This window comes from Streptomyces sp. NPDC037054 (assembly GCF_055606745.1).
Genome location: NZ_JBVJSJ010000017.1, coordinates 131,922 through 152,513, shown reverse-complemented (window position 1 = coordinate 152,513; position 20,592 = coordinate 131,922). Strand labels below are relative to the sequence as shown.

The 20,592-nt window shown below is 73.8% G+C and carries 19 protein-coding genes; 9 read left to right on the top strand and 10 right to left on the bottom strand.

Features of this window, described 5'->3' with window-relative positions; translation table 11 throughout:
• The first annotated feature begins 502 nt into the window (after window positions 1-502).
• The gene (trpS, locus tag ACZ7D7_RS31675) at window positions 503-1,546 is read left to right on the top strand and encodes a tryptophan--tRNA ligase (RefSeq protein ID WP_470828804.1); all 1,044 of its coding nucleotides are present in this window, start codon (window positions 503-505) and stop codon (window positions 1,544-1,546) included.
• Here trpS and ACZ7D7_RS31670 read toward each other — a convergent pair.
• Entirely contained in the window at window positions 1,468-2,475 is a 1,008-nt protein-coding gene (locus ACZ7D7_RS31670; RefSeq protein ID WP_470828803.1) for a GlxA family transcriptional regulator, read from the bottom strand. The genes trpS and ACZ7D7_RS31670 overlap by 79 nt on opposite strands.
• A gap of 82 nt (window positions 2,476-2,557) precedes the next feature.
• Between ACZ7D7_RS31670 and ACZ7D7_RS31665 the strand changes: the two genes are divergently transcribed.
• Entirely contained in the window at window positions 2,558-3,157 is a 600-nt protein-coding gene (locus ACZ7D7_RS31665) for a cysteine hydrolase family protein (protein WP_470828802.1), read from the top strand.
• A 27-nt stretch (window positions 3,158-3,184) separates the two neighbouring features.
• Here the strand turns inward: ACZ7D7_RS31665 and proC are convergent, their stop codons facing one another.
• The 3 genes from proC to ACZ7D7_RS31650 form a co-directional block, all read right to left on the bottom strand.
• Window positions 3,185-3,994, bottom strand: a complete 810-nt coding sequence (gene proC, locus ACZ7D7_RS31660; RefSeq protein WP_470828801.1) for a pyrroline-5-carboxylate reductase — start codon at window positions 3,992-3,994, stop codon at window positions 3,185-3,187.
• A gap of 217 nt (window positions 3,995-4,211) precedes the next feature.
• Complete coding sequence (locus ACZ7D7_RS31655; RefSeq protein ID WP_470828800.1) at window positions 4,212-4,982, bottom strand: ABC transporter permease; 771 nt, start codon at window positions 4,980-4,982, stop codon at window positions 4,212-4,214.
• The gene (locus ACZ7D7_RS31650; RefSeq protein WP_470828799.1) at window positions 4,979-5,818 is read right to left on the bottom strand and encodes an ABC transporter ATP-binding protein; all 840 of its coding nucleotides are present in this window, start codon (window positions 5,816-5,818) and stop codon (window positions 4,979-4,981) included. Before ACZ7D7_RS31650 ends, ACZ7D7_RS31655 begins: the two co-directional genes overlap by 4 nt.
• A 392-nt stretch (window positions 5,819-6,210) precedes the next feature.
• On the opposite strand from ACZ7D7_RS31650, the gene ACZ7D7_RS31645 reads away from it, so the two are divergent.
• The 4 genes from ACZ7D7_RS31645 to ACZ7D7_RS31630 are packed head-to-tail and all read left to right on the top strand — an operon-like array spanning window position 6,211 to window position 8,974.
• Entirely contained in the window at window positions 6,211-6,321 is a 111-nt protein-coding gene (locus tag ACZ7D7_RS31645) for a keywimysin-related RiPP (RefSeq protein WP_470828798.1), read from the top strand.
• 15 nt (window positions 6,322-6,336) lie between these two features.
• Complete coding sequence (locus ACZ7D7_RS31640; protein WP_470828797.1) at window positions 6,337-8,244, top strand: lasso peptide isopeptide bond-forming cyclase; 1,908 nt, start codon at window positions 6,337-6,339, stop codon at window positions 8,242-8,244.
• Entirely contained in the window at window positions 8,241-8,495 is a 255-nt protein-coding gene (locus tag ACZ7D7_RS31635; protein WP_470828795.1) for a lasso peptide biosynthesis PqqD family chaperone, read from the top strand. The genes ACZ7D7_RS31640 and ACZ7D7_RS31635 overlap by 4 nt, the downstream gene beginning before the upstream one ends.
• On the top strand, window positions 8,492-8,974 hold the full coding sequence (locus tag ACZ7D7_RS31630; RefSeq protein WP_470828794.1) for a lasso peptide biosynthesis B2 protein: 483 nt from the start codon (window positions 8,492-8,494) through the stop codon (window positions 8,972-8,974). Before ACZ7D7_RS31635 ends, ACZ7D7_RS31630 begins: the two co-directional genes overlap by 4 nt.
• Here the strand turns inward: ACZ7D7_RS31630 and ACZ7D7_RS31625 are convergent.
• Window positions 8,950-9,273, bottom strand: coding sequence for an SH3 domain-containing protein (locus ACZ7D7_RS31625; RefSeq protein WP_470828792.1), 324 nt, complete (start codon window positions 9,271-9,273; stop codon window positions 8,950-8,952). The genes ACZ7D7_RS31630 and ACZ7D7_RS31625 overlap by 25 nt on opposite strands.
• A 181-nt stretch (window positions 9,274-9,454) precedes the next feature.
• On the opposite strand from ACZ7D7_RS31625, the gene ACZ7D7_RS31620 reads away from it, so the two are divergent.
• On the top strand, window positions 9,455-11,557 hold the full coding sequence (locus tag ACZ7D7_RS31620; RefSeq protein ID WP_470828791.1) for a serine/threonine-protein kinase: 2,103 nt from the start codon (window positions 9,455-9,457) through the stop codon (window positions 11,555-11,557).
• A 71-nt stretch (window positions 11,558-11,628) separates the two neighbouring features.
• On the opposite strand, the gene ilvD is transcribed toward ACZ7D7_RS31620, so the two are convergent.
• The 4 genes from ilvD to ACZ7D7_RS31600 form a co-directional block, all read right to left on the bottom strand.
• Complete coding sequence (gene ilvD / locus ACZ7D7_RS31615; protein ID WP_470828789.1) at window positions 11,629-13,482, bottom strand: dihydroxy-acid dehydratase; 1,854 nt, start codon at window positions 13,480-13,482, stop codon at window positions 11,629-11,631.
• A 134-nt stretch (window positions 13,483-13,616) separates the two neighbouring features.
• Window positions 13,617-14,261, bottom strand: coding sequence for a TetR/AcrR family transcriptional regulator (locus tag ACZ7D7_RS31610; protein WP_470828788.1), 645 nt, complete (start codon window positions 14,259-14,261; stop codon window positions 13,617-13,619).
• A complete protein-coding gene (locus ACZ7D7_RS31605; RefSeq protein ID WP_470828787.1) occupies window positions 14,258-15,082 on the bottom strand; it encodes a sugar phosphate isomerase/epimerase family protein in 825 nt (274 codons plus the stop codon). Before ACZ7D7_RS31605 ends, ACZ7D7_RS31610 begins: the two co-directional genes overlap by 4 nt.
• A gap of 168 nt (window positions 15,083-15,250) precedes the next feature.
• The gene (locus ACZ7D7_RS31600; RefSeq protein WP_470828786.1) at window positions 15,251-16,183 is read right to left on the bottom strand and encodes a Ppx/GppA family phosphatase; all 933 of its coding nucleotides are present in this window, start codon (window positions 16,181-16,183) and stop codon (window positions 15,251-15,253) included.
• Between the two features lie 95 nt (window positions 16,184-16,278).
• Between ACZ7D7_RS31600 and ACZ7D7_RS31595 the strand changes: the two genes are divergently transcribed.
• Window positions 16,279-17,169, top strand: coding sequence for a DUF3109 family protein (locus ACZ7D7_RS31595; protein WP_470828785.1), 891 nt, complete (start codon window positions 16,279-16,281; stop codon window positions 17,167-17,169).
• A gap of 32 nt (window positions 17,170-17,201) precedes the next feature.
• Here the strand turns inward: ACZ7D7_RS31595 and ACZ7D7_RS31590 are convergent, their stop codons facing one another.
• Entirely contained in the window at window positions 17,202-18,938 is a 1,737-nt protein-coding gene (locus tag ACZ7D7_RS31590) for a BACON domain-containing protein (protein WP_470828784.1), read from the bottom strand.
• A 206-nt stretch (window positions 18,939-19,144) separates the two neighbouring features.
• On the opposite strand from ACZ7D7_RS31590, the gene radA reads away from it, so the two are divergent.
• Window positions 19,145-20,554 carry a DNA repair protein RadA gene (gene radA / locus ACZ7D7_RS31585; protein ID WP_470828783.1) on the top strand — a complete coding sequence of 470 codons (1,410 nt, stop codon included), beginning with the start codon at window positions 19,145-19,147 and terminating at the stop codon, window positions 20,552-20,554.
• Window positions 20,555-20,592: the final 38 nt, after the last annotated feature.

Below are 20,592 nucleotides of genomic sequence, written 5' to 3'. Positions count from 1 at the left end.
CTTCGGTCTTGCGTTTCCGACTCTATCAGATCCTTTTCTCGACCTGACCCCCAGTCAGCGGGGTTTGTCTTCCCGGCCGTTGGGCCGTTCCGACGAGTGAGACTTTAGCGGATTCTCAGCTCCCGAGCGAATCGGGGGTTGATTCCTCATTTCGCGAATACGCATACCAATGAAACGACGGCAGACGCAGCACGACTGTCGCCGAGTAATGGTGGTACTTGCGGAATGGTTGTCCGGGGACCGACCGGAGTCGGCGCTCACGTCGGACAACTCGGAGAACAGTACGGAGGGACCCGGGGCGTGTCAACTTCGGTGCGGACGGCACCCCCGGGGCGTACCCTGAGCCGCATGACGACGCGTACGCGCAACCAGTTCTGGTGGGCCGCCTGACGGCGGCCGCGCTCACGTACGCACTCAACGGCCGCCGCTACGGCGGCCGTTCTCGTTTCTCCTCCGGGGGTCGGCCGGCCGGTCGCGGCGGTCTCGACCAGGAGGTGGAGAGATGAAGCGGGTTTTCAGCGGGATCAAGCCGACCGGGCATCTGACGCTCGGGAACTACCTGGGGGCCATGCGGCAGTGGGCCGCGGTCGACCAGCACCGGGCCGACGCGTTGTTCTGCGTCGTCGACCTGCACGCGCTGACCGTGGACCACGATCCGGCGCGGGTGCGGCGGCTCAGTCGGCAGGCGGCGACGCTGTTGCTCGCCGCCGGTCTCGATCCGCGGTTGTGCACCGTGTTCGTCCAGAGTCACGTGGACGAGCACGCCCGGCTGTCGTACGTGCTGGAGTGCGTCGCGACCGACGGGGAGATGCGGCGGATGATCCAGTACAAGGAGAAGGCCGCGCGGGAGCGGGGGCGCGGCGGGAGTGTGCGGCTGTCGCTGCTGACGTATCCCGTGCTGATGGCGGCGGACATCCTCGCGTACGGGGCCGACGAGGTGCCGGTCGGTGACGACCAGGCGCAGCACGTGGAGCTGACGCGGGACCTCGCGGTGCGGTTCAACCAGCGGTACGGGCACACGTTCGTGGTGCCGCGCGCGACGGTGCCGAAGGTGGCGGCGCGGGTGATGAACCTCCAGGACCCCGCGTCGAAGATGGGCAAGTCCGACGACTCGGGGCCGGGCATCGTCTATCTGCTCGACGAGCCGGACGTGATCCGGAAGAAGGTGATGCGGGCCGTGACCGACAGCGGGCAGGACGTGGCGTACGACCCACAGGCGCGGCCCGGGGTGGCGAACCTGCTGGAGATCCTCGCGGCGTGCTCGGGCGGGGATCCGGCGGAGCTGGCCGGTGCGTACGCGTCGTACGGGGCGCTGAAGAAGGACACCGCCGAGGCCGTGGTCGAGACCCTCAGGCCCGTGCAGGAGCGGCATCGCGAGCTGTGCGCGGACCCCGGTCACGTGGAGGGCGTGCTGCGGGACGGGGCCGAGCGGGCGCGGGGCATGGCCCGCCCGACCGTGGACGCGGCCTATCGGGCGATCGGGTTGCTGCCGGCCGGGTCCGAAGCGGAGGCGGAGGCGGGAGTCGTGCTGAACGCGGCGCGGTAGGCGCGTGGGCTGGTGGCGAGGCGCGATGCGAAGTGCTGGCGCATCGTGACCTCGCTGCCGAAGCCGGCGCGGCGGGCGACCTCGGGCATGGGCAGGTCGGTGCGTTCGAGGAGTTTCTGCGCGGCGGCGAGGCGCTGGTCGAGGAGCCAGCGCAGCGGCGTGGTGCCGGTCTCGGCCGTGAAGTGCCGGGCGAAGGTGCGGGGGGCCATCCCGGCGCGGGCGGCCAGGTCGGCGACCGTGAGCGGTTCGTGCAGGTGGCGCAGGGCGTGTTCGCGTACGGCGGCGAGGGTGTCGGCGGCGCGGTCGGCGCGTGGGGTGGGGCGCTCGATGAACTGGGCCTGCGTGCCGGTGCGGAAGGGGGCGGTGACCATGGAGCGGGCGATGGCGGCGGCGGCCTCGGCGCCGTGGGCGACGCGTACGAGGTGGAGGCACAGGTCGATGCCGGCTGCCGTGCCGGCGGAGGTCCAGACGGTGCCGTCCTCGATGAAGAGGGCGTCGGGCTCGACCGTGATCCGGGGGTAGCGGGCCTGGAGGTGCGGGGCGAGGTGCCAGTGGGTGACGGCGCGGCGGCCGTCGAGGAGTCCGGCCTGGGCGAGGACGAAGGCGCCGGCGCAGAGGGCGGCGATCGGGGTGCCGACGGCGTGGGCGCGGCGCAGCGCGTCGAGGACGGGGGCGGCGACGACGGTGTCGTGGTCGACCAGTCCCGGGACGACGACCAGGTCGGCCCCGTCGAGCCAGTCGAGGGGGCGATCGGGGGTGAGGGTGAGGCCGCCGGGCATCGGGACGGGGTCGCCGGGGGCGGTGGCGGCGCGGCGCAGTTCGAAGGGCGGGACGCCGCGGAGGGTGCGTTCGCTGCCCCAGACCTCGGTGATGACGGAGACGTCGAAGGCGCGGATGCCGGGGAAGGCGAGGAGGGCGATGCGCTGCATGGCGTCATGATGGCAGTAAGCCATCGATGCTCGGCGTTGCTGCCACTGTTTCGGCGGGTGCCGGATCGGCAGCATCGTGGCCATGGAGAAGACACAGCTTGAGGTGGCAGGCGACGCGGCGCTCGTGGTCGTGGATGTGCAGAAGGGGTTCGAGGACGCGTTCTGGGGGCTGCGGAACAATCCGGACGCGGAGCGGAACATCGCCGCGCTCATCGATGTCTGGCAGGCGACGGGGCGGCCGGTGGTGTTCGTGCGGCACGATTCGCCGGCGCAGTCGCGGTCTCCGCTGCGGGTGGGGTACGCGGGCAACGACTTCAAGGACTTCGTGGAGGTGCGGCGGGGCAGGGGTTCGGGCCCCGAGCTGCTGGTGACGAAGTCGGTGAACTCGGCGTTCTACGGCGAGCCCGATCTGGACGGCTGGCTGAAGGGCTCCAGGGTGCGGCAGATCGTGGTCGCCGGTATCCAGACCAACATGTGCAACGAGACGACGGCGCGCATGGCCGGGAACCTCGGGTACGACGTGCTGTTCGCGCTCGACGCCATGCACACCTTCGACCTGGCCGGGCCGTTCGGCTGGTCGGCGACGGCGGACGAGTTGACGCGGGCGACCGCGGTGTCGCTGCACGGCGGTGGATTCGCAAAGGTCGTGACGACCGGGGACGTGGTGGCCGCGGCGGAGTGAGGCCGCGGCCGGGCGGGGGCCGCCGGGTCAGCCGTTGCCGGAGGCGAGTTCGCGGCTGCGGTCGCGGGCGGCTTCGAGGGCGGCGATGAGGGCGGCCCGTACGCCGTGGTTCTCCAGTTCGCGGATGGCGTTGATGGTGGTGCCCGCGGGGGACGTGACGTTCTCGCGGAGCTTGACCGGGTGTTCGCCGCTGTCGCGGAGCATCGTGGCGGCGCCGATCGCGGACTGGACGATCAGGTCGTGGGCCTTGTCGCGGGGCAGGCCGAGCAGGATGCCCGCGTCGGTCATGGCCTCGACCAGGTAGAAGAAGTACGCCGGTCCCGAGCCGGAGAGCGCCGTGCAGGCGTCCTGCTGGGACTCGGGGACGCGGAGCGTCTTGCCGACGGCGCCGAAGATCTCCTCGGTGTGGGCGAGGTGATCCGCGGTGGCGTGGCTGCCGGCGGAGATGACGGACATGGCCTCGTCCACGAGGGCGGGCGTGTTCGTCATGACGCGGACCACCGGGGTGCCGGGGGCGAGGCGCTCCTCGAAGAACGCGGTCGGGATGCCGGCGGCGCCGCTGACGACGAGGCGGTCGGCGGGGACGTGGGGGGCGAGTTCGTCGAGGAGGGTGCCCATGTCCTGCGGCTTGACCGTGAGGATCAGGGTGTCGGCGCTCTTGGCGGCCTCGGCGTTGGTGACGGGGGTGACGCCGTGGCGGGCGCGGAGTTCCTCGGCGCGCTCCGGGCGGCGGGCGGTGACCAGGAGGTCGGCCGGGGCCCAGCCGGCCCGGATCATTCCGCTGAGCAGGGCTTCGCCGATCTTGCCGGTGCCGAGGACTGCGACTTTCTGGGTCATGGTGCGGGGCCCTCCGGGGGTTGCGTCGTCCGGGGTCATCCTCGCACCGCGGGCGTGGTGGCGGGGTGGTTGTCCGGTGGGCGGGACGCGTCGGTGGCCGCTGGCGAGGTGCTCGCCCCCGCCACCCCTTCCCTTCCCGACCCCGGGGGGCTGCCGCCCCCGGATCCCCGCTTCGGCCCGAAGGGCCTCGTCCTCAAGCGCCGGACGGGCTGGTTGGTCACTGTGTGCGGCGTTTCAGTGTGGCCGCTCCCAGGCCCAGGACCAGCAGGGCGCAGCCCGCGACGATGAGGACGTCCCGTACGAAGGCCGCTGTCATGTCGGTGTGCCTGAGGACCTCGTTCATGCCGTCGACCGCGTACGACATGGGGAGCGCGTCGGAGACGGCCTCCAGGGCGGGGTGCATCTTGTCGCGCGGGGTGAACAGGCCGCACAGGAGGAGCTGGGGGAAGATCACCGCCGGCATGAACTGCACCGCCTGGAACTCGGAGGCCGCGAAGGCCGAGACGAAGAGGCCGAGGGCCGTGCCGAGGAGGGCGTCGAGCAGGGCCACCAGGAGCAGCAGCCAGGGGCTGCCGGTGACGTCGAGGCCCAGGAACCAGACCGCGAGGCCCGTGGCGAGGGCGGACTGGACGACGGCGAGGGTGCCGAAGGCGAGGGCGTAGCCCGCGATGAGGTCGCCCTTGCCGAGGGGCATGGCGAGGAGGCGTTCGAGGGTGCCGGAGGTGCGTTCGCGCAGGGTGGCGATGGACGTCACCAGGAACATCGTGATCAGCGGGAAGATCCCGAGGAGCGAGGCTCCGATGCTGTCGAAGGTGCGGGGGCTGCCGTCGAAGACGTAGCGCAGCAGGAGCAGCATCACGCAGGGGACGAGGATCATCAGCGCGATGGTGCGCGGGTCGTGGCGGAGCTGGCGCAGGACGCGCGCGGCGGTCGCGGTGGTGCGGGACGCGTTCAGGGCGCGCGGGGCGGGCGGGTGGGTGGTGGTCATCGGGTGCGCTCCTTGTCGCGGCGTGCGGCGGTCGCCTCGTCCACGAGGTGGAGGAAGGCGGCTTCCACGGTGGCGGTGCCGGTACGGGTGCGCAGGGCGTCCGGGGTGTCCTCGGCGAGGATCTCGCCCTCGCGCATGAGCATGAGGCGGTGGCAGCGCTCGGCCTCGTCCATGACGTGGGAGGAGACGAGGAGTGCGGCGCCGCGGTCGGCGGCGATGGTGTGGAAGAGGGCCCACAGGTCGCGGCGCAGGACGGGGTCGAGGCCGACGGTCGGCTCGTCCAGGACGAGGAGTTCGGGCGTGCCGAGGAGGGCGACGGCGAGGGAGACGCGGCTGCGCTGGCCGCCGGAGAGGTTGCCGGCGAGGGCGTCGGCGTGGCTGGTGAGGTCGACGTCGGCGATGGTGCGGGTGACGTTGTCGTGGCGGCGCTCGGCCGCCGCGCGGCCGGGGTCGAGGATCGCGGCGAAGTAGTCGAGGTTCTGGCGGACGGTCAGGTCGTCGTAGACGGACGGGGCCTGGGTGACGTAGCCGACGCGGTCGCGCAGGGTGGGGTGGCCGGCGGGGCGGCCGAGGACGTCGAGGGTGCCGGTGACCTTGGCCTGGGTGCCGACGACGGCGCGCATCAGCGTGGACTTGCCGCAGCCGGAGGGGCCGAGGAGGCCGGTGATGCGGCCGCGGGGGACGGTGAAGTCGAGGGAGCGCAGGACGGTGCGGGGGCCTCGGACGACGGTGAGCCCCGCGGCGTGGACGGCCGGGGCGGGGGTGTCGGGTGGTGTGCCGGTCGGCCTGTCGGGCGGGGTGGTGGCCGGCGGATCGGGCCGGCGATTTTTATTCATCACATGATGAATAATGCTCTCGGGTGCGGGGGCGGTCAAGCGACGGGAATGCCGAACGGGGCCGAACCCTCGGGCTCGTTCCGTGGTGCCGGAGGACAGCGGGCGGCGCGGGCCGGCGGGCGAGTGCGCCGCAGGGCGCGCCCCGCGCCCCCGGGTCCTCCAGGAACGTCGCCGGGCAAGCGCTCTCACCGACACGGAGGAGGGGATCACCCGAACCGATTTGGCGTATTTCCCTACTACTCCTCGCCGTCTTGTCTCCCCGTCCCCCGTCCGGCTTGCTTTCCCTGGGCCGGCGCACGGCGCGGCGGAAGCTCCGGTGGTTCCCGCCGCGAGCCGGCCGACACCGCCTGCCATCCGGCGGCGGACGGGCACACACCCATGAAGGAGAGCTCATGAAGAAGGCGTACGAGGCTCCGACCCTCGCCCGGCGCGGCACCTTCCGGAAGAAGACCGGCCTGCTCGGCTTCGCGGGCAACGACCGACTGGTCCTCAGCAAGAACTGACGCCGGCCACCCGGCATGACGCATCTGCACGAGAGTGCGGGGACGGGCCCCGGCGGCGCGGCGTACTTCGCGGTCTTTCCCGACCGCGCGGACGCGGCCGCCGTGGCCCGCTCCTTCCGACGTACCGGCACGCGTGTCCTCGCACACGCCTCGGGCCGGCCGTGGCTGGTGGGCGAGTGGGACGACACGGACGTCGTCACCGCCCATGTGCGCGGCACGTCCCTCGCCCTGATCGGCTCCGGCTCCCTCGACGCGGCGGGTCTGGAACGCCTGGCCGCCCGGCTGGACGGCCCGGCCGGTCTCGACCGCTGGGCGCGCACCGCGCCCGGCAGCTTCCACCTCGTCGCCGTTCTCGACGGGCGGCTCCGGGTGCAGGGCACCGCCTCCGGAACGCGGCTGGTGTTCCACGCCCTCGTCGACGGCACCCGGGTCGCCGCCACCCGCGCCGACCTCCTCGCCCACCGCCTCGGCCTCGAACCCGACGTCGAGCAGATCGCCGTACGGCTGCTGTGGCCCACGCCGCTGCCGCTGGCCGAACGGCCCCTGTGGGCCTCGGTCGACGCGGTCGCCCCGGACGAGGCGCTGATCGTCGACCGGGACGGACGCGGCGCGCACCACACGCGCTGGTGGACGCCGCCGGAGCCGGTCCGCACCCTCGCGGGCGGCGCTCCCCTGGTCCGGGAGGCGCTCGCCGGGGCCGTGGCCGTACGCACCCGGGGCGGCGGGGTCGTCAGCTGCGACCTGTCCGGCGGCCTCGACTCGACGTCCGTCTGCTTCCTCGCCGCCGCGTCGCCCGCCCGGGTGGTCGCCAGCACCTGGCCGGGCCGCGACCCGGCCGACACCGACCTGCACTGGGCGCGGCAGGCCGCGGCCGCCCTCCCGGACGTGGAGCACGTGATCTGGGACCCCGACGACTCGCCGCTGGTCTACACGGACCTGCTCGCCATCGACGACCTCCTCGACGAGCCGACCATCGGCGTGATGGACCGCTCCCGGATGCTGCGGCACCTGCCCGCCATGGCCGAGCGCGGCAGCCGCGTCCATCTGACGGGGATCGGCGGCGACCACGTGGCCTGGTGCTCCGAGGCGTACTACCACCGGCTCGCGCGCACCCGGCCGCTGTTCGCGCTGCGGCAGTTGCGCGGCTTCCGGGCGCTGTGGCAGTGGCCGCTTGGCGGCACGCTGCGCGCGCTGGCCGACTCCCGCCCCTACGCGACGTGGCTCGCGGACGCGGCCGGGCAACTGCGCGAGCCGCTGCCGCCCGGCGTGGCCACCGGCCTCGGCTGGGGGATGGCGCCACGGCTGTTCGACTGGGTGACGCCCGAGGCCGAGCGCCTCGCCGGGCGGGCGCTGCGCGAGGCGGCGGTCTCCGCCCGGCCGCTGCACCCGGACCGGGGACTGCACGCGGACCTGGAGCAGATCCGCTCCTGCGCCCGCATCATGCGCCAGTGGGACCACATGGCCGCGCGGGCCGGGACGCCGCAGGCGCATCCGTTCCTCGACGACCGGGTGATCGAGGCCTGCCTCGCCGTACGGCCCTCGGAGCGCGTCACGCCCTGGGCGTACAAGCCGCTGCTGGGCGCGGCGATGCGCGGGCTCGTGCCCGACGGGTGCCTGCGGCGCACCACCAAGGCCACGGCCTCGATGGACGCGGCGGAAGGGCTGCGCGCCCACCGGGCCGACCTGCTGGCGCTGTGGGAGGACTCCCGGCTGGCGCGGCTCGGCCTGGTGGACGGCGACGCGCTGCGCCGCCTCGCCCAGCGGCCGGGGACGCCCGAACTGCAGAACTCGATCCTCTACTCGACCATCGCGGCGGAGGTGTGGCTGCGGGGGCTCGAACGGGCCCGGCACCTCGCGTCCGCCCCGGAGCCGACCACGCCCGTGCGGCCCGGAACCGACCACGTCGGAAGGGACCCCTCATGACCCTGCGATTCGCGGACAGCGTGTCCACGGCGAAGACCGACCACGGCACTGTCCTGCTGGACGAACGCGGCGGTGACTACTGGGAGTTGAACCCGACCGCGAGCCTCGTCGTCGGCATCCTCATGGACGGCGGCGACGAGGAGACGGCGAGCGCCGCGCTCGCCGCCGAGTTCGACATCGACGCCGCGACCGCGCGGCAGGACGTCGACCACCTCGTACGGCAGCTGCGGGAATCGGGGCTGGCGCGGTGACCACGCCGAGCGCCATCGAACGGCCGCGGGGCGTGCCGCTGGGCCGGCGCGTCGCCGCCCGCCTGGTCCTGGTGCCGGCGCTGCTGCTGACGCTGCTGCCGCCGGGCCGGCTCCGGGCGGTCCTCGGCGTGCTGCGCCGGGGGGCGGTCCCGGCGACGGCCGCGCAGGCGCAGCGGGCGCGCGACGCGATGTGCGCGGTGAGCCTGCGCTGCGCCGGCCCGATGGGCTGCCTGCCCCGGTCCCTGGGGGCGGCGCTGCTGTGCCGCCTGCGGGGCACGTGGCCGACGTGGTGCACGGGCGTCCGCGTGGTCCCGCCGTTCACCGCGCACGCCTGGCTGGAGGCGGAGGGCCGGTTGGTGGGCGAGGCGGTCCCGGACGGCTATTTCGCGCGGCTGATCACGGTGGAGCCGGTGGGGCGGCCGGTGCCCCACCGGCCGCCGGCCGGCCCTGGGGCTCAGGCGCAGCGTGGGCGGATGTAGCCGTCGCTGCCCGTGTTGACGTAGGCGTCCGAGATGAACTGGCCGTTGGCGATGTTGTCCCAGATGTTCGACGTGCCGTACGGGCCCGTGACCCACGTGCCCGGGGACTGGCAGTTGATGGCGACGCGCGAGCCCTCGGGCAGGACGCCGACGATCGAGTAGCCGGTGCCGGGGCCGCTGCGGATGTTCACCCGGTAGCCCGGGGCGATCGCGTAGGAGCGGGTCGTCGTGGCCCCGGCCGTCGCCACCATCGGCTCCGGCGCGCCGCTCTCCGCCGCTTCGGCACGGTCAACAGACATGCGATTCCTCCCCCGTTGCACCCCATGACTGCCATGGGGACGCGTTGATACCCCCGGATCACGCCACGAAACAGTCGTGCGCGATTCGTACAAAGAGGCTAGCAAGCCGCCTCTGACTCGTACGAGTCATCGACTAGGCTCCGAGCGTCGCGCGCGCGGACGAAAGCACGGGGGTGGTCCCATGGCGCCACAGCGAAACGCCGGAGCGGGCGCGGAAGCGGAACTTCCCGAGTACGCCGGTCACTACCGTCTCGAAGCATGCCTGGGCTCGGGCGGCATGGGGGTCGTGCACCTCGCGCGCAGCACCTCCGGGATGAAGCTCGCGGTGAAGGTCGTGCACGCCGAGTTCGCCCGGGACCCCGAGTTCAGGGGGCGTTTCCGGCAGGAGGTGGCGGCGGCGCGCCGGGTCAGCGGCGCCTTCACCGCGCCGGTGGTGGACGCGGATCCCGAGGGCGAACGACCCTGGATGGCCACGCTGTTCATCCCCGGCCCGACCCTCGCCGAGCACGTGAAGCGGAACGGCCCGATGGACGCCGCCCAACTGCGCCGGCTGATGGCCGGGCTGGCCGAGGCGCTGCGGGACATCCACCGGGTCGGGGTGGTGCACCGGGATCTCAAGCCGAGCAACGTCCTGCTCGCCGAGGACGGCCCGAAGGTCATCGACTTCGGCATTTCTCGGCCAACCGACAGCGAACTGCGGACCGAGACGGGCAAGTTGATCGGCACGCCGCCGTTCATGGCGCCGGAGCAGTTCCGTCGGCCGCGTGAGGTGGGGCCGGCGGCGGACGTGTTCGCGCTGGGTTCGGTGCTGGTGCACGCGGCGACCGGGCGGGCGCCGTTCGACTCCGACAGCCCGTACGTCGTCGCCTACCAAGTCGTCCACGACGAGCCCGACTTGACGGGCGTACCGGCCGAACTCACCCCGCTCGTCCTGCGCTGCCTCGCCAAGGAACCCGCCGAACGGCCCACACCGGACGAGCTGATGCGCGAACTGCGGTCGGTGGCGGCGTCGTACGACACGCAGGCGTTCATACCGACACAGCGGACGCCGGCGGGGGCGTCGCCGCAGAAGCCGCCCGCCGGCCGCCCCGTGTCCGCGGCACCGCGCGGCCCCCGCAAGCGTGCCGCGCTGCTGGCCGCCACGGCGCTGGCCCTCGTCACGGGGGCGGGCACCGCCTTCCTGCTGCTGGACGACGACCCCACGCCGCGTCAGACCCCGGCGGGTGCCTCCGCCCCGTCGGCGGACTTCCGCCCCTGGGCGGCCACGCCGTCGATCGGAAAGCAGGGCATGCCCCGGTGCACGTACGGCGCGGAGCGGCTGCTGTGCGTACGGCCGGGGCGGGTCACCGCGCTCGACCCGGCCGACGGCCACGTGCTGTGGCGGCGCGCCCTCGACGGTGCCGAAGGTCCCGCCGAGGCGCCGGTCTTCTCCGGCGGCCTCGTGCACGTGCGGACCCACTCGGGGGCCCGCGTGGAGGCCCTCGACCCGGCGTCCGGCAAGCGCGCGTGGGAGCTGGACCTGAGCGAGTACCGCGCCTCCCGCCACGCGGGCGGCGTGCTGCTGCTGACGGCCGCCGACGGGCGGGTCACCGGCGTCGACAGCGCCTCGGGCGAGGCGCGGTGGACCCGGCGCGTCGCGGACCTGCGCAGCCCGTACTTCACGTCGTTCGACGGCGGCCCCTACGCCCTGTCCGCCACCCCGGCCGACGGCGGGACGCGGACGCGGCTCACGGCGGTGGCACCGGAGACCGGCGACGTGCTCTGGGACGTGCGCCTCAAGGGCCGGTTGACCCCGGTCGGCGTCGCGGGCGGCAGCGTCGTCCTCCTGTCGGCCAGTGGCACGTACGGGGAAATCGACGGCGTCGTCCGGTACGACCCGGGGGTCGGGGCCTCGCGGCGCGTCGCCCTGGGCGTTCCGCTGGAGCAGGCGCAGGCGACCGTGCGCGGGGACCTCGTCAGCCTCCTGGGCCTCGGCGGCTCCCTCACGGTCGTCGACACCGGCAGGGAGCGGCAACTGTGGTCACTGGAAACGTCGGTGAGCCGGGGATCGGCGCCCGTCACCGACGGTCGGCACGTGTATGTCACCGGCGCGGACGGACGGCTGCTCGCCGTGGACGCCGCCGGGGGCCGGCTCCTCGGTCAGACGCGGGCCCGGCTCGGCGGGAACACCGACGACCTCGTGTCCACCCTGCCCAGACCCATGCTCGCCTCCGGCACCGTCTACGCCACCGCCCCCGACGGCACCGTCTTCGCCGTGGACGGGCGGCGGCCCGCCGACTGGTAGGGCACCGGCCGGCGCGACGCCGAAGGGCCGCCCCCGTCACGGGAGCGGCCCTTCCTCACGCACGCGCGGCGTCAGCCCAGCTTCGACACGTCCCGCACCGCGCCCTTGTCCGCGCTCGTGGCCATCGCCGCGTAGGCGCGCAGGGCCGCCGAGACCTTGCGGTCGCGGTTCCTCGGCGCGTACGCGCCGTTGAGCGCGGTACGGCGGCTCGCCAACTCGTCGTCGGAGACGAGGAGTTCGATCGAGCGGTTCGGGATGTCGATGCGGATCCGGTCGCCGTCCTCCACCAGCGCGATCGTGCCGCCCGAGGCCGCCTCGGGCGAGGCGTGGCCGATGGACAGGCCGGACGTGCCGCCGGAGAAGCGGCCGTCCGTGATCAGGGCGCAGGCCTTACCGAGGCCGCGGCTCTTGAGGTACGACGTCGGGTAGAGCATCTCCTGCATGCCGGGGCCGCCCTTGGGGCCCTCGTAGCGGATGACGACGACGTCGCCCTCCTTGACCTGCTTGGTGAGGATCTTCTCGACGGCCTCGTCCTGCGACTCGCAGACCACCGCGGGCCCCTCGAAGGTCCAGATGGACTCGTCGACGCCCGCGGTCTTCACGACGCAGCCGTCGACCGCGAGGTTGCCGCGCAGCACGGCCAGGCCGCCGTCCTCGGAGTACGCGTGCTCGGCGGAGCGGATGCAGCCCTCCGCGGCGTCCACGTCGAGGGCGTCCCAGCGCTCGGACTGGGAGAAGGCCTCGGCGGAGCGGACGCAGCCGGGCGCCGCGTGCCACATCTCGACGGCCTCCGGGGACGGGGAGCCGCCGCGGACGTCCCAGGTCTTCAGCCAGTCCGACAGGGACGGGCTGTGCACCGAGTGGACGTCCTCGTTCAGCAGGCCGGCGCGGTGCAGCTCGCCGAGCAGGGCCGGGATGCCGCCCGCGCGGTGCACGTCCTCCATGTAGTACGTGCGGGTCTTGGCGACGTTCGGCGCGACCTTCGCCAGGCACGGCACGCGGCGCGAGAGGGCGTCGATCTCGGTGAGACCGAACGGCACCTCCGCCTCCTGCGCGGCGGCCAGCAGGTGCAGAATCGTGTTCGTGGAGCCGCCCATGGCGATGTCCAGCGCCATCGCGTTCTCGAAGGCGGCGAACGACGCGATCGAGCGGGGCAGGACCGTGTCGTCGTCCTGCTCGTAGTAGCGGCGGGTGAGGTCCATGACCGTGTGCGCCGCGCGGACGTAGAGGTCCTTGCGGGCGGTGTGGGTGGCCAGCACCGAGCCGTTGCCCGGCAGGGAGAGGCCGATCGCCTCCGTCAGGCAGTTCATCGAGTTGGCGGTGAACATGCCGGAACAGGAGCCGCAGGTGGGACAGGCGTTCTCCTCGATGCGGAGGACGTCCGCGTCGGACACCTTGTCGTTGGCGGCCTCCACCATCGCGTCGATCAGGTCCAGCGTGCGGACCGTGCCGTCGACCAGGGTGGCCCGGCCGGCCTCCATCGGGCCGCCGGAGACGAAGACCGTCGGGATGTTCAGGCGCAGGGCCGCGTTGAGCATGCCCGGGGTGATCTTGTCGCAGTTGGAGATGCAGATCAGGGCGTCCGCGCGGTGCGCCTCGACCATGTACTCCACGCTGTCCGCGATCAGGTCGCGCGAGGGCAGGCTGTAGAGCATGCCGCCGTGGCCCATCGCGATGCCGTCGTCCACGGCGATCGTGTTGAACTCGCGCGGGATGCCGCCCGCCTCGACGACCGCCTCGCTGACGATGCGGCCGACCGGCGCGAGGTGCGTGTGGCCGGGCACGAACTCGGTGAAGCTGTTGGCGACCGCGATGATCGGCTTGCGGCCGATGTCCGCACCGGGTACACCGGAGGCGCGCATAAGGGCGCGTGCGCCCGCCATGTTGCGGCCGTGGGTGACTGTGCGGGACCTCAGCTCGGGCATCGTCGCTCGCTCCTTCGGAGAGTTGTGACTCCCGTCGAGCGTACGCCCGTCATCCAGGGAGCGGACACGGTGTCCGGATCGCGGGACGCATGTCTCATGCGCGACGGGGGTTCCAGGCCCGGCCGGGGATGGGCTCAGGGGCCGGTCAGATGGCCCTGCACCACCGGCGCGACCCGCGCGACGATCTGCTCCGGGTCCGCCGTGGCCAGCGGTTCCACCTTGATCACGTACCGGATCATGGCGACCCCGACGAGCTGCGCGGCGGCGAGTTCGGCCCGCAGGTCGGCGTCCGGCAGGTCGAGCCGGGCGGCGACGCGGCGCAGCAGCTGCGTGGCGATCAGGCGCCGGAAGACGGCCGCCGCGGCCTCGTTGTTGACGGCCGAGCGGACGATGGCCAGCAGCGGGGCTCGGGTGACCGGGCTCTCCCACAGCCCGAAGAACATGCGGGTCAGGCGCTCGCCGACCCCGTCGAGGGGCCCTTCTAGGACCTCGTCGCGGACCTTCAGGGCGGGCGCGAAGGCCACCTCGACGGCGGCTTCGAAGACCTGTTCCTTGGTACCGAAGTAGTGATGCACGAGCGCGGAGTCGACGCCGGCCGCCTTGGCGATGCCGCGCACGGACGTCTTCTCGTAGCCGCGCTCGGAGAACTCGTCGCGGGCCGCGTCCAGGATGCGGCCCCGGGTGTCGCCGGACTCGGTGCGCGAGGGACGCCCCCGGCGCCGGCCGGGGGCCGCGTCCGCCTTGGGACCGTCGCCCGTCGCCGGGTCGGCGTCGGTCATCGCCGCGGCACCCGCGCCGTGGACGCCAGGTGCAGACGCGTGAACGCCAGCGCCTCGGCGAGGTCGGCCTCCCGCTCGGCGCTGGACATGGCGCGGCGGGTGTTGACCTCGACGACCACGTGACCGTCGAAGCCGGTCAGGGCCAGGCGCTCCAGCACCTCGGCGCAGGGCTGGGTGCCGCGACCCGGGACGAGGTGCTCGTCCTTGGCCGAGCCCCGGCCGTCCGCGAGGTGGACGTGCCCGAGCCGGTCGCCCATCCGGTCGATCATGTCGAGGGCGTCGGAGCGGGCGGTCGCGGTGTGGCTGAGGTCGATCGTGAAATGCCGGTAGTCGTCCTTGGTGACGTCCCAGTCGGGGGCGTACGCCAGCATCTCGCGGTCGCGGTAGCGCCACGGGTACATGTTCTCGACGGCGAACCGCACGTCGGTCTCGTTGGCCATCCGCCAGACGCCGTCCACGAAGTCGCGCGCGTACTGCCGCTGCCAGCGGAACGGCGGGTGCACGACGACCGTGCTCGCGCCGAGCTTCTCGGCCGCCGCCCGCGCGCGCTGGAGCTTGGTCCAGGGGTCCGTGGACCACACCCGCTGCGTGATGAGCAGGCAGGGCGCGTGCACGGCGAGGACGGGCATGCGGTGGTAGTCGCTGAGTCTGCGCAGCGCCTCGATGTCCTGGCTGACCGGGTCGGTCCACACCATGACCTCGACTCCGTCGTACCCGAGGCGCGCGGCGATCTCGAAGGCCGTCGCCGTCGACTCCGGATACACCGAGGCCGTCGACAGGGCGACCTTCGCCTCCGGGATCCGTACGACTGGCTCTGCCATGGTGGACAGATTACGGGGTGCCGTACGGCGAACGCGGGGTGTCCCTTGGCCGTTGTGGTGTTCGCCACGGGCGCGTGCCGGACGCGTGCCGGACGCGCGTGCGGTCGTCCGGGGCCTTCCGCGGTCGGCTCCGGCCCCCACGGTCGGCCCCGGCCCCCGCGTCCGGTGTCACTCCGCGGGCATGTGGTCGAGCCGCCGCAGGATGATGCCCTCCCGCAGGGCCCATGGGCAGATCTCCACCGTCTCCACGCCGAGCAGGTCCATCGCGCCCTCGGCCACCAGCGCGCCCGCGAGCAGCTGGCCCGCCCTGCCCTCCGAGACGCCCGGGAGTTCGGCGCGCTCGGCGGCGGTCATGCCGGCCAGGCGCGGCACCCAGGCCTCCACGGACTGCCGCTTCAGCTCGCGCTGCACGTACAGGCCCTCGGCGGAGCGGGCCGCGCCGGCGATGCGCGCCAGCTGCTTGAACGTCTTGGACGTCGCCACCACGTGGTCGGGCGCGCCGAAGCGGGCTATCTCGCCGACCGTACGCGCGATCTGCGCGCGGACGTGGCGGCGCAGCGCCCGTACGTCCTCCGGTGCGGGCGGGTCGCCGGGCAGCCAGCCGGCGGTCAGGCGGCCCGCGCCGAGCGGCAGCGAGACGGCGGCGTCGGGTTCCTCGTCGATGCCGTACGCGATCTCCAGGGAGCCGCCGCCGATGTCCAGGACGAGGAGCTTCCCGGCCGACCAGCCGAACCAGCGGCGGGCGGCGAGGAAGGTGAGCCGGGCCTCCTCGGCGCCGGTGAGGACGGTGAGCTCGACGCCGGTCTCGGCACGCACGCGTGCCAGCACGTCGTCGGCGTTGCGGGCCTCCCGCACGGCGGAGGTCGCGAACGGCAGCAGGTCCTCGACGCCCTTGTCCTCGGCGGCCTGAAGCGCCTCCTGGACGACCGCGACCAGCTTGTCGATCCCCTCGGGGCCGATCGCGCCGTCGTCGTCGAGAAGCTGGGCGAGGCGCAGATCCGCCTTGTGCGAGTGCGCGGGGAGCGGGCGTGCGCCCGGGTGCGCGTCCACCACCAGCAGATGCACCGTGTTCGATCCCACGTCGAGGACACCGAGTCTCATGTACGGAACGCTACTGCCCGGCACGCGGCCCGCCGCCCCCGCGTCAGGGGCGGACGCGGTCCCGCCGGGGGCACCGGGCGACTTACCCTGGTCGGGTGCCAAAGACGAACAAGGCGAAGAACGGCAAGAACGACAAGAGCGGCAAGCGCCACAAGAAGGACAAGGTGGCCGGGAACGCCGGTTCGGCCACGGGTTCTTCGCAGGCGACCGCGCCGGGAGCGGGCTCGGCCCCGGTGGGCGACGAGAAGGGGATCGACTTCGCCCGGGCGTGGGTGGAGTTCCCTGATCCGGCGGACGACGAGCAGGTCTTCCGCTGCGATCTGACATGGCTGACCTCGCGCTGGAGCTGCATCTTCGGAAGCGGCTGCCAGGGCATCCAGGCGGGCCGCGCGGACGACGGGTGCTGCACGCTGGGCGCCCACTTCTCCGACGAGGACGACGAGAAGCGGGTCGCCGAGCACGTGGCGAGGCTCACGCCGGACATCTGGCAGAACCACGCCGAGGGCACCCGCGGCGGCTGGACCGCCGAGGACGACGAGGGCTCCCGGCAGACCCGCCCCTTCCAGGGCTCGTGCATCTTCCAGAACCGGCCCGGCTTCTCCGGCGGCGCGGGCTGCTCGCTGCACATCCTGGCGCTGCGGGAGGGCCGCGAGCCGCTGGAGACCAAGCCGGACGTCTGCTGGCAGCTGCCGGTCCGGCGGACATACGACTGGATCGACCGGCCCGACGACACGCGCGTGCTCCAGGTGTCGATCGGCGAGTACGACCGGCGCGGCTGGGGCCCCGGCGGCCACGACCTGCACTGGTGGTGCACGTCGGCGACCTCCGCGCACGGCGCGGGCGACCCGGTGTACGTCTCCTACCGGGCGGAGCTGACCGAGCTGATGGGCAAGGCGGGCTACGACCGGCTGGTCGAGCTGTGCGAGCAGCGCCTGGCCTCCCAGCTGCCCCTGGTGGCGCCCCACCCGGCGGACCCCGTCGGCTGAACCCCCGGCCCCAGGAGGTCTGAGCCCCGGCCTCAGGACGTCGACGGGCTCGGGTCGCCGCTGCCGCTCGGCGGTGGTGACGAGCCGCCCGGGTCGGACGGCGACGGCTCGCTCGGCGTCGGGTCCGGGGGCGGTGACGACGGCGTGTCGGTCGGCTCGCTCGGCGTGGGCTCCGGCGGGCTCGGCTCGGGCGGTGCCGGCGTCGGGTCGGACGGGCTCGGGGGCGGGCCGCCGGGGCCGCTCGGCAGCGGGGCGGGGCCCGGCCGGGACGGGCCGGGGGCGGTGCCGTACCCCTCGATGGAGACGACGGAGCCCGCGGGGGCGACGGCGACCCGCGCGCTCCAGTGCCCGGACGGCTCGCGCAGGTGGTCGACGTACACCTTGACCGTCAGCGTCTCGCCGGGCTTCAGCGTGCCCGACGACTGGCTCAGGTAGAGCCAGGACGCGCGCGTGGACGCCGACCAGCGGACCGGTGCCGAGCCGGTCGCGGTGAGGGTGATCAGCGTGGTGTCGCCGCTGTGTCCGGCCGACACCTCCAGGGCCGCCGCGCCCTTCCCGGCGCCGCCCGCGACGCTGACGACCTCCACCGAGACGTCCGGTCCGCCGCGCTTGCCGAACCGGCCGCCGGGGCTGGTGCTGGCGTTGCCGGCGTTCTCGTAGCCGCCCGCCGTCTCCCCGTCGAGCGCGTCCGGGCCGTGCGCCTCGCGCGCGCTGGCCGAGCGGCCGTCCTCGCCCTCGCCGATCGGCGTGCCCCGGTAGGCCGCCCACAGGGCGAGCACGGGCGCGGCGACGACGGTGGCGACGACGGTCGTCGTGACGGCGCGCGTGCGCAGCCGGTCGCGGCGGGCGGCGCGGTCGCGCGGGTCCATCGGGAAACCGCGCCGGTCGAAGCGGGGCGCGTGTCCACGCGTGCGCGTGGCGTGCGCCATCGCGGCGTGCAGGGCGGCGCGCGGCGCGACCAGCACGGGCAGTTCGGCGGGCGTGACGGCCGTGCCGGGCCAGCGCCCGGGGATGGCGCGCTCGGCGGTGCGGCGGCAACGCGGGCAGTCGTCGACGTGCCGGACGAGTTCGCGGCGCAGCGCCGAGCTGAGGACGAGCTGGTTGTCACCCGTGAGGTGGGCCACGCTCGGGCAGGTGCCGGTCTCCACGACGGCGAGCGCCGCGCGCGTGCGCTCGACCTCGCAGGCGGCCGAGGCGAGAAGTTCCTTGGCGGCGTCCGGTTCCATGCCGACGACCGCCGCGACCTCGTGCGGGGCGAGGTGGTGGCGGACGGCGAGCTCGAGCGCCTCGCGCTGCTCCGGGGTGATCCCGGCGGCCTCGGGCCAGGCCAGCAGGGCGAGTTCGCGGCGGCGGTGCTCCTGGACGTCCTCGGGCACGGCCGGTCCCGCGGGCCGCGCCACCCGTCGCCGGTCGGCGCCGGAGCGGCCCGCCGCGTGGGTGCCCGGACGTTTCTGCTGGGCCGCGGCGAGCCCTCGCAGGCACGCCCAGCGGGCCAGGGCGTACAGCCAGGCCCGGCGGTCGGCGGCGGACTCCGGGACGTGCCGGCCGCGCCGCTCGGCGAGCGCGAGGACGTCGCCGAGGGCGGCGGTGGCCGCGTCGTGGTCGCACAGCACGGACAGGCAGTAGGTGAACAGGCCGTCCAGGTACGGCTCGTAGCGAGCGGGCGGCCGTTCCGCCAGCGTACGGGCCGCCGCGCGGTCGCGCGCCTCCCTGCGCGCCCGGTGCGCGCCGGTCGTGCGGGTCGGGGTCTGCGGACTGCTGCTCATCATCCGGCGACCGTAGGCGCCGGTGGTCGGCCCCTTCTCCCACCTTGAGCACATTTAATCCGTACGGGTGAAACGATCCCTCATAAGGGGACGAGGGCCCGTTGTTCGAGGGCGCGTTCGCGCCGCGGTGGCCGGATCTCAACGGGCGTACGGTGTGCGCCGGTGGGCGTCGGCGGCCCGTTGTCACAGGCGGGGGCTACGGTTCACCCATGGCTGCCCGCACGAAGACCACCAAGGACCGGCCGTCCTACCGCTGCACGGAGTGCGGCTGGCAGACGGCCAAGTGGCTCGGCCGCTGCCCCGAATGCCAGGCCTGGGGCACGATCGACGAGTACGGCACGCCCGCGGTCCGCACCACGGCGCCGGGGCGCGTCACCACGTCCGCCCTGCCCATCGGCCAGGTCGACGGCAAGCAGGCCACGGCCCGTTCCACCGGCGTCCCCGAGCTGGACCGGGTGCTCGGCGGCGGCCTGGTCCCCGGCGCGGTCGTGCTCGTCGCGGGCGAACCGGGCGTCGGCAAGTCGACGCTCCTGCTGGACGTGGCGGCCAAGTCGGCCAGCGAGGAGCACAAGACCCTCTACGTGACGGGCGAGGAGTCGGCGAGCCAGGTCCGGCTGCGCGCCGACCGCATCAAGGCGATCGACGACCACCTGTACCTCGCGGCCGAGACCGACCTGGCGGCCGTGCTGGGCCACTTGGACGCGGTCAAGCCGTCGCTGCTGATCCTCGACTCGGTGCAGACGGTCGCCTCCCCGGAGATCGACGGCGCGCCCGGCGGCATGGCCCAGGTCCGCGAGGTGGCGGGGGCGCTCATCCGGGCGTCCAAGGAACGCGGCATGTCCACCCTGCTCGTGGGCCACGTCACCAAGGACGGCGCGATCGCCGGCCCCCGCCTGCTGGAGCACCTGGTGGACGTCGTCCTGCACTTCGAGGGCGACCGCCACGCGCGCCTGCGCCTCGTACGCGGCGTCAAGAACCGCTACGGCACGACGGACGAGGTCGGCTGCTTCGAGCTGCACGACGAGGGCATCACGGGCCTGACCGACCCGAGCGGCCTGTTCCTCACCCGCCGCGCCGAGCCCGTGCCCGGCACCTGCCTCACCGTCACCCTGGAGGGCCGCCGCCCGCTGGTCGCCGAGGTGCAGGCGCTCACCGTCGACTCCCAGATCCCGTCCCCGCGCCGCACGACGTCCGGCCTGGAGACCTCCCGCGTGTCGATGATGCTGGCCGTGCTGGAACAGCGCGGCCGGATCAGCGCCTTGGGCAAACGGGACATTTACTCCGCGACGGTGGGCGGCGTGAAGCTGTCCGAGCCGGCCGCCGACCTCGCCGTCGCGCTCGCGCTGGCGTCGGCCGCGAGCGACACCCCGCTGCCGAAGAACCTCGTCGCGATCGGCGAGGTCGGCCTCGCGGGCGAGGTGAGACGCGTCACGGGCGTGCAGCGCCGGCTGGCGGAGGCACACCGCCTGGGCTTCACGCACGCCCTGGTACCGGGCGACCCGGGGAGGATTCCGGCCGGTATGAAGGTCCTGGAAGTCGCGGACATAGGGGACGCCCTGCGGGTCCTTCCGCGCTCCCGTCGGCGAGAGGCACCCCGGGAGGAGACGGACCGCCGGTAGACTTTGCCCAGGTCTCGCCCGTCCGTACGACCGAGTGT